The 17,706-nt window shown below is 61.2% G+C and carries 16 protein-coding genes; 4 read left to right on the top strand and 12 right to left on the bottom strand.

Features of this window, described 5'->3' with window-relative positions:
* Window positions 1-108 precede the first annotated feature (108 nt).
* The 4 genes from RM532_RS16030 to RM532_RS07840 all read left to right on the top strand — a co-directional run bounded on the left by RM532_RS16030 (window position 109) and on the right by RM532_RS07840 (window position 5,819).
* A complete protein-coding gene (locus RM532_RS16030; RefSeq protein WP_423246884.1) occupies window positions 109-1,047 on the top strand; it encodes a TniQ family protein in 939 nt (312 codons plus the stop codon).
* 694 nt (window positions 1,048-1,741) lie between these two features.
* Window positions 1,742-2,515: a hypothetical protein gene (locus RM532_RS07850; protein ID WP_311652691.1), complete on the top strand. Its 774-nt coding sequence runs from the start codon at window positions 1,742-1,744 to the stop codon at window positions 2,513-2,515.
* A gap of 491 nt (window positions 2,516-3,006) precedes the next feature.
* Complete coding sequence (locus RM532_RS07845; protein WP_311652690.1) at window positions 3,007-4,500, top strand: hypothetical protein; 1,494 nt, start codon at window positions 3,007-3,009, stop codon at window positions 4,498-4,500.
* Window positions 4,497-5,819 (top strand): AAA family ATPase, encoded by a 1,323-nt coding sequence (locus RM532_RS07840; RefSeq protein WP_311652689.1) that lies wholly within the window; start codon window positions 4,497-4,499, stop codon window positions 5,817-5,819. The genes RM532_RS07845 and RM532_RS07840 overlap by 4 nt, the downstream gene beginning before the upstream one ends.
* A gap of 346 nt (window positions 5,820-6,165) precedes the next feature.
* Here RM532_RS07840 and glmS read toward each other — a convergent pair whose 3' ends face one another.
* From glmS to RM532_RS07780, 12 genes are all read right to left on the bottom strand, one after another.
* Window positions 6,166-8,001: a glutamine--fructose-6-phosphate transaminase (isomerizing) gene (gene glmS / locus RM532_RS07835; protein WP_311652688.1), complete on the bottom strand. Its 1,836-nt coding sequence runs from the start codon at window positions 7,999-8,001 to the stop codon at window positions 6,166-6,168.
* 81 nt (window positions 8,002-8,082) lie between these two features.
* Window positions 8,083-9,444 carry a bifunctional UDP-N-acetylglucosamine diphosphorylase/glucosamine-1-phosphate N-acetyltransferase GlmU gene (gene glmU / locus RM532_RS07830; protein WP_311652686.1) on the bottom strand — a complete coding sequence of 454 codons (1,362 nt, stop codon included), beginning with the start codon at window positions 9,442-9,444 and terminating at the stop codon, window positions 8,083-8,085.
* A gap of 101 nt (window positions 9,445-9,545) precedes the next feature.
* On the bottom strand, window positions 9,546-9,905 hold the full coding sequence (locus RM532_RS07825) for a F0F1 ATP synthase subunit epsilon (RefSeq protein ID WP_423246886.1): 360 nt from the start codon (window positions 9,903-9,905) through the stop codon (window positions 9,546-9,548).
* 140 nt (window positions 9,906-10,045) lie between these two features.
* Window positions 10,046-11,449: a F0F1 ATP synthase subunit beta gene (gene atpD / locus RM532_RS07820; RefSeq protein ID WP_311652684.1), complete on the bottom strand. Its 1,404-nt coding sequence runs from the start codon at window positions 11,447-11,449 to the stop codon at window positions 10,046-10,048.
* Between the two features lie 62 nt (window positions 11,450-11,511).
* A complete protein-coding gene (gene atpG / locus RM532_RS07815) occupies window positions 11,512-12,372 on the bottom strand; it encodes a F0F1 ATP synthase subunit gamma (protein ID WP_311652683.1) in 861 nt (286 codons plus the stop codon).
* Between the two features lie 29 nt (window positions 12,373-12,401).
* A complete protein-coding gene (atpA, locus tag RM532_RS07810) occupies window positions 12,402-13,943 on the bottom strand; it encodes a F0F1 ATP synthase subunit alpha (protein ID WP_311652682.1) in 1,542 nt (513 codons plus the stop codon).
* 64 nt (window positions 13,944-14,007) lie between these two features.
* A complete protein-coding gene (locus RM532_RS07805; RefSeq protein ID WP_311652681.1) occupies window positions 14,008-14,544 on the bottom strand; it encodes a F0F1 ATP synthase subunit delta in 537 nt (178 codons plus the stop codon).
* Entirely contained in the window at window positions 14,544-15,017 is a 474-nt protein-coding gene (locus RM532_RS07800; RefSeq protein ID WP_311652680.1) for a F0F1 ATP synthase subunit B, read from the bottom strand. Before RM532_RS07800 ends, RM532_RS07805 begins: the two co-directional genes overlap by 1 nt.
* A gap of 67 nt (window positions 15,018-15,084) precedes the next feature.
* Window positions 15,085-15,339, bottom strand: coding sequence for a F0F1 ATP synthase subunit C (atpE, locus tag RM532_RS07795; RefSeq protein WP_311652679.1), 255 nt, complete (start codon window positions 15,337-15,339; stop codon window positions 15,085-15,087).
* Window positions 15,340-15,416: 77 nt separating this feature from the next.
* Window positions 15,417-16,262: a F0F1 ATP synthase subunit A gene (atpB, locus tag RM532_RS07790; protein ID WP_311652678.1), complete on the bottom strand. Its 846-nt coding sequence runs from the start codon at window positions 16,260-16,262 to the stop codon at window positions 15,417-15,419.
* Between the two features lie 57 nt (window positions 16,263-16,319).
* A complete protein-coding gene (locus RM532_RS07785) occupies window positions 16,320-16,685 on the bottom strand; it encodes an ATP synthase subunit I (RefSeq protein WP_311652677.1) in 366 nt (121 codons plus the stop codon).
* Window positions 16,686-16,835: 150 nt separating this feature from the next.
* On the bottom strand, window positions 16,836-17,693 hold the full coding sequence (locus tag RM532_RS07780) for a ParB/RepB/Spo0J family partition protein (protein WP_311652676.1): 858 nt from the start codon (window positions 17,691-17,693) through the stop codon (window positions 16,836-16,838).
* Between the last annotated feature and the right edge of the window lie 13 nt (window positions 17,694-17,706).

Genomic DNA, 17,706 nt, shown 5'->3' with positions numbered 1-17,706 from the left:
AACTCTACTTTTGAACTGTCCGCTTGACGGGGAAGCTTACGAAGCCACCGCCTTAGTTAACGTACTTCGGGGGCTTGCGGCTTTGACTCGTCCGGATGATCCAGCAAGATGAAAGCCCCGCGATTGGCGGTCGCGCTGCCGAGACCCGGCGAACTGATAATGGGGTGCGTAGGCCGATCCGCCCGCATCAACTACTGCTCATCGCAGATATGGCTGCGCACCCTCCTTACAGGCAACGCCACTATCAGTCCGGATGACGTTGTGCGCGCTATATCCCGAGCCACAACTACTCGGAGGCAGACGCTTATCGCTCATCACACGGTCGAGCCACTTTTTCGAGGCTTCGGGGGCGATTGCGGCTCGCCGGCTGTGCCCGTTCCTATACATATACCGCCCAAATCTCGAGCACCAATTGGCGGCTACCGCAGCTGCCCCAGTTGCGCCGAGGAAGATTTGCAGTGGTTCGGTTTCTCCTACTGGCGCAGACGGCACCAATTACCCGGAGTAACTGCCTGCACCACCCATGGCATCAGGCTGCTCTCTACAGACCTCAGTCCCTGGAATGACTTTCCGCCTTTACTAGCGCGGCCAGCATCGCCACCTCAATCCGCAGACGTAATCGAAATGCAATACGCGCGCATCGCTGAGGACCTAAGTGCTGTGCCCGAACGACCGCATCCCTTCATCGCGGCGATGCGCATTGCAAGGCGCGCGAGGCTCAATGGCTTTGAAATATCCCCCCAATCCGCAACAGACCCAGAACGGCGACTAAGTGCTCGCTGGTCTATCCGATCCGACGCAAGCGCCATTCTGATAATACTGGCGCGAATGAGTGATAAACGGACATGGGCATATTTAGACAAGGTGCTGTCGATGCCCTTTCGAAGGCACGCACTTCCTTACGTAATATTGATAGCACTATTGCTATCGGAAGATGCCGACGAAGCACTCCGCACGTTTACGACCATTGCGACGCGCGCAGAGGTATCAGCGGCGCGACTGCCACAAGCCGCCCCATGTCATGTACGAGCATACGAGCGGACTTGAATTCTCACCAACTCTCACAATTAGGAGCTTTTCTAGCCCGATTATTACTTATAATATATATAATAAATAATTATTCTAGACGTAATTCTTCTGCTCCCTCGCTTTTTTTATAATCTCTCTGTTCAGGGCCTCCACGCTCCGGTATCTTTTGGCAGAGCGTATGCGTTATTGACCACCTCGCATGCGCCTAGACTCGAGGCTCAACGCCATCGAGAGCTCGAAGAATATAACGTAGGAGCACGCCAGAATGACCAGCGGATAGCCATACCCAAGCGGGGTAAAAACGCAAAAGCCCATGGCCTTCGCAGGGGCCATGGGCTTTAGAGATGTTCCTTGTTCGCCCGGAACGTCTCCACCTTCTGATACTCGACGCTCAATGTCAAGAGCCGTCACGGGATTGTGTGCGCATCACCCCGCCACGGGCAGCGTTAACTGCCCAGTTACACCCGTCGACACTCAACAGCATTGAGGTCCATATATGGTCCACACGTATAGAAGCGCAGCCAAGCGCGTAGCCCTCTGGTACAAACGCCAACCTGCCAATCAACCCCGATGGGGATCGCAGTATCGGCCAGCGATTTTCGCGAACCGCCGCGAGGCCCCACGCATATCGCGACCATCCATCCTCTGTCCTCGCAATCGCCTAGGGCGAGAGATCCACCTGCTTTCCCTCGCTGAGCGATCCGCCTGTTTATTGGCGCTGTATCACCCACGGGTCTTTGATTTACATGAGCAGCGGCTACTTGACCCCGCCCCCACGCCGCATCCACTACATGGCCACCCGGCGCGCGGTCATGGATATATCTACCCCCGACTCACAGGCACATGGAACGCCGCCCAGCAACTCGGCTACCTGGAGTATCACCCGAAACTAACTTACGAGGCCCGCGACGGTACGTCGCGTCGCGCACCACACCCACTGGTGGGGGACCTGCTGCTCTTCATAGAAAGGCCTGGGGTTCCAGATTATTGCATCAACTGGAACATCAAATCTCAGCGTGCAAACTTCAAGCATCGCCCCACGCCCTACACCTCTTCGAGTCCCTATTCAGGCATTACTAAGACTGCTGCCCGAAACTGTATCGAGGCCGCTAACTACGCGTCGGCTGACATCCCAACGAAAGAGATTGCCGGTACCGATATTCCCCCTGTGCTGACGGCGAATTTGACCGACGGATTTGTCGCCGCCTGCGAAATTTCTTTGCCATCGGAAATCCAAGAGAAAGTCATTAGGCGTCTACGCGCCGCTATCGGGACTATGCAGACGCCTTTAGATATCTGGTCGGAATTTAGCCTGACACTAGGACTCACCCATTATCAATTTCGAACCGCAATGTATACGGGAGTTTGGCGGCGCCAGCTCCGCCTCGAACTAACGGAGCGCATTCTATTTGATCGCCCGATGATTGCCGAAAGAACCGACATTCTGGACATCTACGCATCTTGGTTCCGAGGGCCTGACGCGTGAATATCGGTACTCAGCTTGTTGCGCCGCACGGCCACGGGCCGCTTGCAGTCAACCAAACATATTATTTGCTAAGCCACCAATCCAGCCGCGCCCGGGTGCTACTGGCTTGGCTTGTCACCAGGAACGTTTCACGCAAAGTCCGCGGTGCGCCGGGTCTCGCCTACATAATGTCGGTAGATCAGGATATGTTCGAATCCGGACTACTCAGCGAACGAATCAGTGTCCGAACACACCAGCTCGAAGCACCGCCATGGCTGCTTGAGGGTGGCGCGAGATCATTTCAGGTCCGTACCCAGCAACTGACAGACCACGATCGTCGCTGCATACATCAGAGACTAATACAGATTCAGCCTGCCATCGACGATTCCACTCACATACTGAACGCCGATGACCCTACAAAAGTTCTGCTTGACCTAGCAGGGCAGGCCCGTACTAACGGTCAGAGATACATCTTACATTTTGTGACTTACCTAGTTTTCGGTTGCAACCAAATGGCATTGCTCCCTACCACGCATCGTATCGGCCGGTGGGAACGAGAGCATTGCAAGACGGATACACCATTAGGCCGCCGAGCCAAATTGACAGGGAGAGTTGTAGCCCCACGACTTACTGCGGGCGATAAACAGCTAATCCGTGATAGCTATAAACGTCACCGCCAGCTCGGGAAAAGCTTAAAAAGCATATATGAGGACGCGCTCAAACTTACCTGGGGATGCAAGCCCACCAAGAACAGCGAGGGGTTTTTTTTCTATTACCATCCACAGGGCCGCCCTTATCCTACTTTTCGGCAATACCAGTACGAATTATTCAAAGGCATCGGCAGCGAACAGATCCGCATCGATAAACGTGGCAAAGAGTATGTACGCAATAAAACCGCCGCATCACGCGGCCGGTTTACCGAGCACACCGCTAATCTCATGGAGCGTGTTGAAGCAGACGGCGATTGGAGCAGTGCACATCCCATAGGACTCGACAAATCGCCGCTACCGCGCATCGTAACGGTGCGGCTAATTGACAGCCTGAGCGGCTGCCATATCGGCGTCGGATTCTCTGAGGGCGCCGAACGCGCTGAAGCCTACCGTAGCGCAGAATTCGCCGCCGCGATTGGACTGCGGCGCTACTCGGGGCTCTTCGGTTTAGACCCAGGGGAATTCGAGACCCCGAGTCCAGGCCTGATCCAGGTCAGCATCACCGATCGCGGCTCGGGCGCCACTCAGCAAGTGGGTGACCCCGCCCCCATTCGAGAATTGGCAACCGCTTATTCTGGCCAAAGCAAGTCACTCGTTGAGTCCCACCATCCACGTACGTCGCAAGATCGGGAGGCTCCATCTCACATGGTCAGCAACCTGGGGCCGGTACAGATGGCGGCGCAGGAGGTGATGCGAGCTATCGCCCATAATTATGAGAGCGATGCGTCAGGCCGGATGACACCTGAAATGTTAGCCGCGAATGTTGCCGCAACACCGATCTCCATTTGGCATTATATGGAAACTCGTGGTCGTACCGCCGCTGGACGGATCTCATTCGAGGCGGCCGTGCGGCGGTTCCTGCAGCGGAAGAACTTTTCTATCACTCGCCGGGGGGTCACCCTTGAGCATTTTCGGTTTGGCTCGCCGGACTTCGACGTACAAAAACACCTGCGGCGAGATGGTGTGGCATCCGTCACGGGGTACATTTTACCCATGTGCGTGCGGCATGTATGGGTCGAATCGACAGTGGGACTGATCCAACTCGACGCGCAATTGCCGTTCGCAGACAGTGATAGTCAACTCTACCTTTCCCTGACCGAACTACAGCACCATGCTGAGAGGACGAGGGCAAGCCAAACGGCACAACGCGACCAGCGTCAAGCGGCGCGCGCCTACGCTAAACAACATTTTCTTGAACAGACCGGAAATGAATTTGACCGATCATCACGACGAGCGGGGGCGGCTCGGCTTGGCAACCATCGATCCAAAACAAGGGCCGATGGAGATTTTTCGTGAGCAGTTGCGGCGACTCCGATAATCCATGGGTTGAGCATCTTACGTACTGCGACACACGAAAGTACCTTTACGAACGCGCCACTGTTATTCCGAAGCCTCTACGCGACCTAACCAAATCTCCCGCTGACGTTGCTATAGCCCAGCTAGAGCGTGCGTTCGAGCAGAGTTTCTATGCTTCGGAACAAGCCGTTAGTCTTCTTGAAACAATTCTGGCGATGGTCCGGCGTGGTGCCGCTACTCGATATACAAACAAGCAAGAATTTATCCGCGCCCTCTATAGCGGAGAACCGCCAAAAGGTTCAGCGGAGCCGTTATGCCTTACGGGTTTGGCTGGGACCGGCAAAAGCAAACTGCTGGCAGCATGCGGCAGGATTCTGCCGCCGCAATCCGACATAGAGGTCGATGATCATCACTCGCCCTTCCCATTCCAGAACGCCTGGCATCTGCTGATTTCCGCAAGTCCCACACTGAAATCAATCCTCACTGAGCTCGCGAGACAGTCAGGCCAAGCGAACCTCGCGCCTCGCACCGCCGAACGCCTTCAACATTTCATCGAGCGGGCTGCTTATCGTAACGGCGTGCTGTTGCTCACGGTCGATGAGTTTCAGTATCTAAGCCATAGCGCCAACGCGAATACCTTATCCACAAAGTTTCTATTAGCGCTAAGAGGAATAGGATGCCCGCTTGTATACGCGGCAAACTACAGCCTGGTTCGGCAACTTCAGAAACGCAATCAAGAAGACCGACAGCGTCTGCTAAATCACGTGTACCTATTGGAGCGAGAGGACATTGACTCGGCTGACTGGCAAGGCCTCATCGAGAGCTATTGTGCAATCGCTCCAGAGGTATTTCGCATCGATGCCGCCCGGGATGCCAGCGATCTCTGGCATCTAAGTGGTGGTCTACCTCGCATGTTGCGGCGTTTGATGATCACTGCCTATCAAAAAGCACGCAGCCATGACCAATCGGCAGTCAAGCTGCACGACATCAAGGAAGCCTTTAAGAGCAACTCTTTCTCAGTCATGCGTGAAGATATCCAACTCTTGGCAGGGCAGGCTATCGACGGCCAAGATATTACTCGGCATCCGGACCTGAATCCGCCAATCAAGTCAGCACAAAAAACACCGCCTAACGCGAGGGCGGCAACAATTGACAACGAGAATCAAAAAAATGCCGAAGCGGTGCAAATGTCATCCCTGACAGTCGCCGAAAGAAAAGCAGTTGAGCAATCCCGAAAAGCACCGAAGAAGTCACTTAGGCGCCAGGAAAGTGATGACGACTTACTGAATAATTTACGGGAATTTAAGGCACGTCAATAGCATAGGGATAACTGGACGGCACTTCAGATGCCCGGCTAACGATTCTCGGCCGCCTCATGTTTGAAACCGTCAATCTCAATGCGAGATATTGCGGTTGGCGGCAGCCGCGGAGGGGCGCGGGTCTTTTGTTCGGCATGCGCCGCGAATTTTGCGCAGCGAGCATGGCCATATATAGAGTGGCGCGTCTACTATTGCACAATAATTATCGACAGGCTTTAAACGAGCCATATTTCGGGTCGTCTTTTTTTTAATATCAAACTCTTATTGAAGATTTATTCGGACAGACTATATTGTCTATCGACGGACATTATTGTCTAACTACAACACATCGGGAAATCAGCTAGCGTCATTCCACCGTTACCGATTTCGCCAGATTACGGGGCTGGTCGACGTCGGTGCCCCGGGCAACTGCGACGTGATAGGCCAGCAGCTGTAACGGCACCGTGTAAACAAGCGGCGCCTGCAGGGCCTCGATATGTTCAGGCATGGTCACCACCTCGATGCCCGGCTCAGAGCGGATGCCGGTGTCAGGATCGGCCAGCACGAAAAGCTGCCCACCGCGGGCCCGGACCTCCTGCAGGTTGGACTTGAGCTTTTCGATCAGCCGGTTGTTGGGCGCCACCGCCACCACCGGCATGTCCGCGTCCACCAACGCCAGCGGACCGTGCTTGAGCTCGCCGGCTGGGTAGGCCTCGGCGTGGATATAGGAAATTTCCTTGAGCTTGAGAGCGCCTTCCAGCGCCACCGGAAAGCTGGGCCCGCGCCCGAGGAACAGCGCATGATGCTTGTCGGCGAACCACTCGGCCCATTTGATCATGGCCGATTCCAGCTGCAGGGTCTTTTCCACCTGCGCCGGCACATGCAGCAGCTGGCGGGCGTAGAGCTTCTCCATGCGCGCATCCAGCCGGTTGTGGCGGGCAACGAGCATGCCGAACAGCCCCAGTGCCGCCAGTTGGGTGGTGAAGGCCTTGGTCGAAGCCACGCCGATCTCGGGCCCCGCCCGGGTCATCAGGACCAGGTCGGATTCGCGCACCAGCGAGGATTCCGGCACGTTGCAGATCGCGGCCGTGGCGACGTAACCGCTGCCGCGGGCAAACCGCAAGGCGGCTAAGGTATCGGCGGTTTCACCGGACTGGGAGATCGCCAGGAACAGCGTCCCCGGCGGTACCACCGGGTCACGATAGCGGTACTCGCTGGCCACCTCCACGGTGCAGGGCACGCCGCCGCCCTGCTCCAGGTAGTAACGTGCCACCAGACCGGCGTGGTAGCTGGTCCCGCAGGCCACGATATGTACCCCGCGCACCTGCGGCAGCAGTTCGGCGGCATCGGGACCGAGCACGGCCTCCAGCGGGCGGCCGTGGGCGAAGCGTTCTGACAGCGTGTCGCCCAGTGCCTTGGGCTGTTCGAAGATCTCCTTGAGCATGTAGTGGCGGTACCCACCCTTGTCTGCGGCGTCCGCAGACAGCGAAGACTCCACCACCGGACGCGTCACGGTTGTGCCCTGAAGATCGATCACCTCGGCCGAGTCCGCAGTCAGGTCGACCAGATCGCCCTCTTCGAGAAACACGAAATGCCGCGTCACCGGCAGCAGGGCGGCAGCATCGGAAGCCACGAAATGTTCCCCGTTGCCGACGCCTAGTACCAGCGGCGAGCCACGGCGGGCAGCGACCAGGCGAGTCGGCTCGTCCGGAGTCACCGCGACGATGGCGTAGGCACCATCGAGTTCACCCAGCGATGTGCGCACCGCCTCGCGCAGACCCAGACCGGTCTGTAGATGGCTATCGATGAGATGGGCAATCACCTCGGTATCGGTCTGCGAGTGGAACCCGTAGCCCTTGCCCTCGAGGACCTCGCGCAGGCTTTCGTAGTTCTCGATGATGCCGTTGTGCACCACCGCCACGTTGTCACCGGATCGTTGCGGGTGAGCGTTGGCCTCGGACACCCCGCCGTGGGTGGCCCAACGCGTATGGGCCGCGCCGACCTGGCCGGCGAATGGCTCGGCATCGAGCCGATCAGCCAGGGCCGCCACCTTGCCAACCGCCCGGGCACTCACCAGCCGGGAATGCTCGTCGATCACGGCCAGTCCGGCAGAGTCGTAACCACGGTACTCTAGACGCCGAAGCCCCTCGATCAGGACAGGAACGACATCGCGACGAGCGGCCGCGCCGACTATGCCGCACATATTGCGATCACCCCGCTATTGGCACCCAACGGCAGCTGCTGCCTCAGCAGCAATCCGAAACCTGAAACACGAAACACGAAACTAACCTTTCTCGGGTCGCTTCCAGCCCGGCACCGTTACCTGCCGGGCTCGGGAAACAGTAAGCTTTCCAGCCGGCGCATCCTTGGTAATGGTTGACCCGGCGCCAATGGTCGCACCCGCGGCCACTTCCACCGGCGCCACCAGCTGGCAATCGGAGCCGATGAAGGCGCCGTCGCCGATCACCGTGCGGTGCTTGGCGGCGCCATCGTAGTTGCAGGTAATCACCCCGGCACCCACGTTTACGTCAATGCCCAGATCCGCATCGCCGACATAGCTGAGATGGTTGATCTTGCTCCCGGCACCCACTCGGACATTCTTGGTCTCGACGAAATTGCCCACCCTGGCCCGCTCGGCCAGTTCGGTATCCGGGCGCAGGCGGGCGAACGGCCCGATCTGGCAGCGCTTGCCGACCCGGGCGTGTTCGATCACCGAATGCGAGTGGACGGTGCAGCCATCGCCAATCCGGCTGTTGCGGATGGTGGTGTAGGGGCCGATGTGAACGCCTTCGCCCAGCACCACGTCGCCTTCGATCACCACGTCGATGTCGATCACGCAGTCCCGGCCGGCGGTCAGATGACCGCGCAAGTCGAAGCGCTGTGGATCTCGCAGCGTCACGCCCTGGGCCATCACGGCCGCCGCCTGGCGCCGCTGCAGAAGCCGTTCGGCCAGGGCCAGATCCTGCCGGTCGTTGATGCCCTGGACTTCCTCGGCGGAGCCGCCCTGGCCAGCCACGATGCGGACATCGTCCGCCGCCGCCAGCGCCACGATGTCGGTGAGGTAATACTCACCCTGGGTGTTCTGATCATTGATCCGGGCCAGCCAGTCCCGCAATCGGGCGGCCGGGGCGCACAACAGACCGGTGTTGATTTCCCGGATATGACGCTGATCGGCCGTGGCGTCCCGGTGTTCCACGATGCCGACCACGCGATTACCGTCGTCCCGGATGATGCGGCCGTAGCCGGTCGGGTCATCCAGGATCACGGTGAGCAGGGATAGTGCATCGGCACCCCCGGCCTCGGTCAGGGTCTGCAGAGTCTCGGCACGGATCAGGGGCACATCGCCGTACAGGACGAGCACGCGCGCGTCGTCGGGAATGTCGCCAATTGCCCGGGCCACGGCGTGACCGGTGCCCAGTTGCTCGGCCTGGTGCACCCAGGCTACATCCAGATAGCCCAGTGCGGACTGCACCTGCTCGGCGCCATGTCCATAGACCACGTGGATGCGGGCCGGTGCAAGCTGTTGCGCGGTTTCCACCACATGCGTCAGCAGGGGGCGGTCGCCCAGAGGCTGCAGCACCTTGGGCAGCGCCGAACGCATGCGCGTCCCCTGGCCGGCAGCGAGAACCACGATGTGCAGGGCCATGGGCGGCGAACTCCGGGAGGTGGTGGACACCCCTATTCTGTCAAAACCGCGGGCAGTCTGCCCCGAGAGGCCGGGGCCGGATCACGTGTCGAACTTGCGGATCAACCGCGGGCGGTGCCCCGCAGCTGCTTGACCGCATGCAGCCGGGCCGCAGCTTCGGCTAGTTCCGCCTGGGCGCGGGCGAGATCAACCTTGTCATGCGCCTGCGACAGCGCTTCTTCGGCACGCCGCTTGGCCGCCTCCGCGGCGGCCTCGTCGATATCCTTGGCACGCTCGGCGGTGTCAGCCAGGACCGTCACCAGATGCGGCTGCACTTCGAGAATGCCGCCGGAGACGAAGTAGTGCGTGGTATTGCCTTCCTCGTCCTCGACCCGCACCGGGCCGGCCTTGAGACGCGTCAGCAACGGGGCATGGCGCGGCGCGATGCCGACCTCGCCCATCTCGGCCGGCGCATAGACCATACGGGCGCCGCCCGAATGGATCTGGCCTTCGGCGCTGACGATATCGACTTTCAGATTCGTGTTCTCTGCCACGGTATGTCCCGATGCTGGTACGTCGTACGTCGATGGAGCCGGGGGCGTCAGCCCGCGGCCGGGGCCGCCTAGGCGGCCTCCTTCTTGTTCATCTCCTCGCCCTTGGCGACGGCTTCGTCGATGGTGCCGACCATGTAGAAGGCCTGCTCGGGCAGATGATCATACTCGCCATCGACGATGCCGCGGAAACCGCGAATGGTCTCGGCCAGCGGCACGTACTTGCCTTCGGTACCGGTGAATACCTCGGCCACGAAGAACGGCTGCGACAGGTAGCGCTGGATCTTGCGAGCGCGGGACACAGCCAGCTTGTCCTCTTCCGACAGCTCGTCCATGCCCAGAATCGCGATGATGTCACGCAGTTCCTTGTAACGCTGCAGCGTCTGCTGCACCGCACGGGCGCAATCGTAGTGCTCGTTGCCGATCACGTTCGGGTCGAGCTGGCGCGAAGTCGAGTCGAGCGGATCCACCGCCGGGTAGATGCCCAGCTCGGCAATCGAGCGGGCCAGCACCACGGTGGCATCCAGATGCGCGAAGGTGGTGGCCGGCGAGGGGTCGGTGAGGTCGTCCGCCGGCACGTACACGGCCTGGATCGAGGTGATCGAACCGGTGGTCGTGGAGGTGATGCGCTCCTGCAGCAGGCCCATCTCCTCGGCCAGGGTCGGCTGGTAGCCCACCGCCGACGGCATGCGGCCCAGCAGTGCGGACACCTCGGTGCCGGCCAGGGTGTAACGGTAGATGTTGTCGATGAACAGCAGCACGTCGCGGCCTTCATCGCGGAAGAACTCGGCCATGGTCAGGCCGGTCAGGGCCACGCGCAGACGGTTGCCCGGCGGCTCGTTCATCTGGCCGTAGACCAGCGCCACCTTGTCCAGCACCTTCGACTCCTGCATCTCGTGGTAGAAGTCGTTGCCTTCACGGGTGCGCTCGCCCACGCCGGCGAACACCGAGTAGCCGGCGTGCTCGGCCGCGATGTTACGGATCAGCTCCATCATGTTGACGGTCTTGCCCACGCCGGCACCGCCGAACAGGCCGACCTTGCCGCCCTTCGCGAACGGGCACAGCAGGTCGATGACCTTGATGCCCGTTTCCAGCAGTTCCTGACCGCCGGCCTGCTCTTCGTAGGTCGGGGCAGTGCGGTGGATCGGAGACCGTTCGTCGGTGCCGATGGCACCCTGGTTGTCGATCGGCTCGCCCAGCACATCCATGATGCGGCCGAGCGTGGCCTGACCCACCGGCACCGAAATCGGCTTGCCGGTATTACGGGCCTCGGCGCCGCGCGCCAGACCGTCGGTGACGCCCATGGCAATGCAGCGGACAACGCCGTCGCCCATCTGCTGCTGGACTTCCAGCACCAGATTGCTGGCATCGATGATGATTGCGTCATGAATGCTGGGCAGCGAATCGCGGTCGAATTCCACGTCCACCACCGCACCGATGATCTGTACGACCTTTCCGGTCTTGCCGTCACTCATGTCTTATGTCCTCAGGCTTAAGAAGCGCTTCTCAACTCGTATTTCGGATTCCGGGCGGGTAATCAGGAGACCGCCGCGGCACCAGCCACGATCTCCGACAGTTCCTGCGTGATCGCGGCCTGGCGGGCCTTGTTGTACTGCAATTCCAGCTGGTCGATGATCTCGCCGGCGTTGTCGCTGGCGGACTTCATCGCCACCATCCGGGCGGCCATCTCGCAGGCCACGTTCTCGACCACGCCCTGGTAGACCTGCGCCTCCACATAGCGGGTGAGAATGTCGCCAAGCAGTTCGCTGGCCTCGGGCTCGTAGATGTAATCCCAGTAGTCCGGCAGTTCCTCGTCAGACACCGGTTCGATCGGCAGCAATTGCCGGCCTTCCGGCCGCTGGGTCATGGTGTTCACGAAGTCGTTGCTCTGGACGAAGATCCGGTCGATCTCGCCGTCGCGGTAGGCATCGAGCATGACCTTGATCGTGCCGAGCATGTCCTCCAGGTGCGGGTTGTCACCCAGGTTGGACGTTTCCGCCTCGATCGAGCCGATCCGCCGGAAGAAGCTGATCGCCTTGCGGCCGACCACCGCGATGTCCACCTCGACGCCCTTGTCCTGCCAGCCCCGCATCTGACCAAGCACGTGCCGGAACAGATTGATGTTCAGGCCGCCGCACAGACCGCGGTCGGTGGAAATCACGATGAAGCCCACCCGCTTGATCTCGCGCTCCGTCATGAACGGATGCTGATAGTCGGGGTTGGCACGCGCCAGATGCCCGATGGTGCGGCGAATCTTCTCGGCGTATGGCCGGGCGGCTTCCACCCTCTCCTGCGCCCGCCGCATCTTGGACGCGGCGACCATCTCCATTGCCTTGGTGATCTTCTGCGTGTTCTCGACGCTTCGGATCTTGCCCTTGACTTCCTTGGCACCTGCCATGGCTTATCCCTGCTTACCGGTGACTGGATTTACCACGTGTGGCTGCTCTTGAACGAGGTGACGGCAGCGTGCAGTTCGGACTGGATCTCGTCGGTGTAATCACCGGTCTCGTCGATCTTGTCGAGCAGGGCCTGCTGCTCCGACTGCATGTACGTGTGCAGCGCGGTTTCGAAATCCACCACCTTCTCGGTGACGACGTCCTCGAGGAAACCCTTCTCCGCGGCAAACAGCGACACCGCCATCAGCGACACCGAGTAAGGCTTGTACTGCGCCTGCTTCATCAGCTCGGTCACGCGCTCGCCATGCTCCAGCTGCTTGCGGGTCGCCTCGTCCAGATCGGAGGCGAACTGGGCGAAGGCCGCCAGCTCGCGGTACTGGGCGAGCGCCAGACGAATGCCGCCACCCAGCTTCTTGATGATCTTGGTCTGGGCTGAACCGCCCACACGCGACACCGACAGACCCGCGTTCACCGCCGGGCGGATGCCGGAGTTGAACATGTCGGTTTCCAGATAGATCTGGCCGTCGGTGATGGAAATCACGTTGGTGGGCACGAACGCCGACACGTCGCCGGCCTGGGTCTCGATGATCGGCAGCGCCGTCAGCGAACCGGTCTTGCCCTTGACCTTGCCCCCGGTGATCTCCTCGACGTAATCGGCGTTGATGCGCGCGGCGCGCTCCAGCAGCCGGGAATGCAGATAGAACACGTCGCCCGGGTAGGCCTCACGGCCCGGCGGGCGGCGCAGCAGCAGCGATACCTGACGATAGGCCACGGCCTGCTTGGACAGATCGTCGTAGATGATCAGGGCATCCTCGCCCTTGTCCCGGAAGTACTCACCCATGGCACAGCCGGAATAGGGTGCGATGTACTGCAGGGCCGGCGGAATCGAAGCACCGGCCGCCACCACGATGGTGTGGTCCATGGCGCCGTGTTCCTCGAGCTTGCGCACCACCTGGGCAATGGACGAATTCTTCTGCCCGATCGCCACGTAGATGCACTTGATGCCGGAATTCTTCTGATTGATGATCGCGTCGATCGCGATCGCGGTCTTGCCGGTCTGGCGGTCGCCGATGATCAGCTCACGCTGGCCGCGGCCGATCGGGATCATCGCGTCGATCGACTTGAGGCCGGTCTGCACCGGCTGATCCACCGACTGGCGGGCAATAACACCCGGTGCCACCTTCTCGATCGGCTGCGTGCCTTCCGACTCGATCTCGCCCTTGCCGTCGATGGGACTGCCCAGCGGGTCGACCACGCGGCCCAGCAGGCCTTCGCCCACCGGCACCTCGAGAATGCGACCGGTGGTCTTGACCGTATCGCCCTCGGAGATGTGCTTGTACTCGCCCATCAGCACGGCGCCGACCGAGTCGCGCTCCAGGTTCAGTGCCAGGCCGTAGGTGCCGCCGGGAAATTCGAGCATTTCCCCCTGCAGCGCGTCGGCCAACCCGTGAATGCGGGCGATGCCGTCGGCCAGACTGACCACGGTGCCCACATTGCGGGCTTCCGTGACGGACTCGAAATCGTTGATCCGCTGGCGGATCAGGTCTGAGATTTCGGACGGATTGAGTTGCATACCGGGTGTCCTCGTTGGTTCGCTGACGCGGGCCACCGGCCCGCGCGATCCTTCAGTGTTTAAGTTAGTGAGCCAGCGACTGTTCCAGACGTGCCAGCTGGGCACGCAGCGAACCGTCGATCACCAGATCGCCGGCTCGAATCACGGCGCCCCCGATGAGTTCGGCATCGGTTTCGGCCGTCAGGCTGACCTGCCGCGACAGGCGCTGTTCCAGCGCCTTCGTCAGCGCCTGCTGCTGCGATTCGGAAATCTCGGCGGCCGCGGTGACGGTGACCTCCACGCTATTCTCGGCGGCGGCGCGCAATGCCGCGAACTGCTCGGCAATCGCGGGCAGCAGCGTCAGCCGCCCCTTTTCCGACAGCAGCCGCACGAAGTTGCGCCCGGCGTCGTCGAGACGGTCGCCCGCGATGCCGATGATGGCGTTGGCCAGCTGATCGTCGTCGACCCGCGGATTGCCCACCAGGCGCGACACGTCGGGATGGGCCACGATGGTGGCCAGCGCCTGCAGCGCCTCACCCCAATCGGCCAGACGCCCGGCCTTGCTGGCCAGCTCGAAGACCGCATCCGCGTAGGGTCGCGCCAGTGTCCGGATTTCAGCCATTACTTAATGCCTGCCACGAGATCGTCGATGATGTCGTTGTGGGCCTTGGCATCGATCTCGCGCTTGAGGATGCGCTCGGCACCCACCACCGCCAGCGAACCCACCTCGCGCCGCAGTTCGTCCTTGGCGTGAGCCACGGCCTGGTCGATTTCGTCACGGGCCGCCTGCTTGAGACGCTCGCCTTCCGCGCGGGCCTCGTCGCGCGAACGCTCGACGTTCTCATTGGCCTGCTTCTGCGCATTGGACAGCACTTCCTGCGCCTGTTCCCGCGCTTCCTTGAGCGTCGCCTCGGCCTTGTCGGTGGCCTCCTCGAGCTCGCGGGCGCCACGCTCGGCAGCCGCCAGGCCGTCGCTGATGCGCTTCTGACGTTCGCGCATGGCATTCATGAGCGGCGGCCAGATGTACTTCATCGTGAACCAGACCAGGACCCCGAAGACGATCATCTGGCCCAGCAGGGTGGCATTGATGCTCATGCCCGACTCCCTCTAGTGAATCGCGTGCGGCTGCGATACCGCATGCCGGATGACAAATCGATCGCGCTTACGATACGGAGGCCAGGAACGGGTTGGCGAAGGTGAAGAACAGCGCGATACCCACACCGATCATGGCCACGGCGTCGAGCAGGCCGGCGATCAGGAACATGCGGCCGGTCAGCATCGGGGCCATTTCCGGCTGGCGGGCAATGCCCTCCAGGAACTTGCCGCCCAGCAGGCCGAACCCGATCGCGGTGCCCATGGCACCGAACCCGATCAGCAGACCCACGGCCACCGCGGTCAAACCAACAACAATCTCCATGACTTTCCTCCTGAAATAAGGGTCTAACGAGGCCCGTAACAGTTGCCGACCCGGTCAGCCGGCAACCAACCAAAATGCTAGTGATGTTCGTGCGCCATGCTCAGATACACGATCGTGAGCATGCCGAAGATGAATGCCTGCAGCGTAATGATCAGAATGTGGAAGATCGCCCAGGCGCTGCCCAGGGCCACCTGCAGGGCGAACAGCGGCGCGGTCATTAGTTCCGCGCCCGCACCCAGGGTGAACAATGCGATCAGAATGAAGATCAACTCGCCGGCGTAGAGATTGCCGAACAGTCGCAGCGACAGCGAAATCGGCTTGGCGATCTCCTCGACCAGCTTGAGCATGAGATTGAACGGCGCCAGCCACCAGCCGAACGGATGGGTCAGGAATTCCTTCACATAGCCCCAGCCACCCTTGATCTTGATCGAATAGAAGATCGCCAGGGCGAATACGGTCAGCGACATGCCGAACGTGATGTTCGGGTCGGTGGTGGGCACCACCTTGAGATACTCGATGCCGACCCCGGTCGCCATCACCGGCAGCAGGTCGACCGGCACCAGGTCCATGAAATTCATCAGAAAGACCCAGACGAATATCGTCAGGGCCAGGGGCGCAACCAGCTTGCTGTCGCCGTGGAAGATGTCGCGAACCTGGGTGTCGGTGAAATCGACCACCATTTCCACGAAATTCTGCAGGCCGCCCGGTTCGGCGGCGGTGGCGCGGCGCGCCGCGGCCCGGAACAGCCACAGGAACAGGCCGCCCAGGGCGATGGCAAAGAACAGGCTGTCGACGTGCAGCACCCAGAAACCTTCCGCATGGGAATCGAACTGCATGCTCGTCAGATCGAACTTGAGGTTGGTCAGGTGATGACCGATATAGGTGCCGACCGCGTTTCCGTCCCCGTTTTCGGCAGTTGCCATCGTTGTCTTCCCGTCCAGTTATCGACTGTCACGCGAACGTGACGGCTTCGGTCCTGTTCAGCGATTCACCGCCATGGCGAGCCAGTAACATGCCAGGCAGATCGCGTAGGTGCTCAGCAAGGCGAGAAATTCCGCGCCGAACCAGATCACCCCGCCCGTGAACAGGCTGATGGTCAGCGCCAGCTTGCCGGCTTCACCGATGTACAGCGACCGCACCACCCGTTTCGGGTCGGCATCGGCCGGATGCTGTAACGTGCTCCAGGCAAAAAACAGCCCGGGCGCTACGGCCACGGCAGCACCGTAAAGTGCCGCCCATCCACTCCACCCGCCGCGGGTCATCTGCCAGCCAAGGGCGGCGGTCGAACCCACCACCGTTTGTGCGGCGAAAACCCCCAGAGCGAGACGCATGCCGCGCAGACGCAAGCGCTTCATATATCCGGACCAACGCATTGCCTGACAACCGTCGGCACATGGGTCAGCCCCATGCCCCACGCGGCGGACGCGAGACTATAAAGAAGTCCCCCTGGCGGGTCAATTACGCCAGCGGACGGATGGGAAAAGACCGTGCCAGCCCTACTTGAGCCGCTCGACCAGAGTTTTCAGCAATCCATCATCGGCGTAATCGATCACTAGCTGACCCCGTCCGGCCCGGCCCGGCCGAATGGCCACCCGGGTGCCCAGCCGCTCACCGAGTTCCTGTTCCAGCCGCTGCGTGGCCGCAGACTTGGCGGGTTTGAGCCGGCGCCGGTCCGGCTTGCCCTGCGCCTGAACCAGGGCCTCGGTCTGGCGCACGGTCAGACCACGGGCCACCACCTGCTGCGCCAGCGTCAGTTGATCGTCAGTGGCGGCCCCGAGCAGGGCCCGGCCGTGACCCATTTCCAGCCGGCCCTCGCGCAGCATCCGCTGGACGCCCTCGTCGAGTTCGTTCAGGCGCAGCAGATTGGATACCGATGCCCGGGAACGGCCCACCGCCTCGGCGCACTGCGCATGGGTCATGCCGCACTCCCGGATCAGCCGGGCCAGCGCGGCCGATTCCTCCAGCGGATTGAGATCCTCACGCTGAATGTTCTCGATCAGGGCGGCGGCCATGGCCACCTCGTCGGCCACCACCCGCACCACGGCCGGCACCGTTTCGCGCCCCGCCAGGCGTGCGGCCCGCCAGCGGCGTTCCCCGGCCACGATCTCGTAGCCCTGCCCATCCGGGCGGACCACCAGCGGCTGCAGCACCCCCTGGGTGCGAATCGACTGGGCCAGCGATTCCAGCGCGGCATCGTCCATGTCCACCCGCGGCTGGAACCGCCCGGGGTGAAGTTCGTCCAGACCCAGTTCGTGCAGCTCCCCGGCATCGACCGCGGCGGCGGCATCCGGTTCGAAATCGCCGCTCAGCAGGGCATCGAGCCCGCGTCCCAGTCCGCGTTTTCTAGCGGCCATGATTGGCTCCGTC

The sequence above is a fragment of the Spectribacter hydrogenoxidans genome (assembly GCF_031846275.1).
Lineage (GTDB): Bacteria > Pseudomonadota > Gammaproteobacteria > Nevskiales > Salinisphaeraceae > Spectribacter > Spectribacter hydrogenoxidans.
This window is presented reverse-complemented; position numbering and strand designations above follow the sequence as displayed.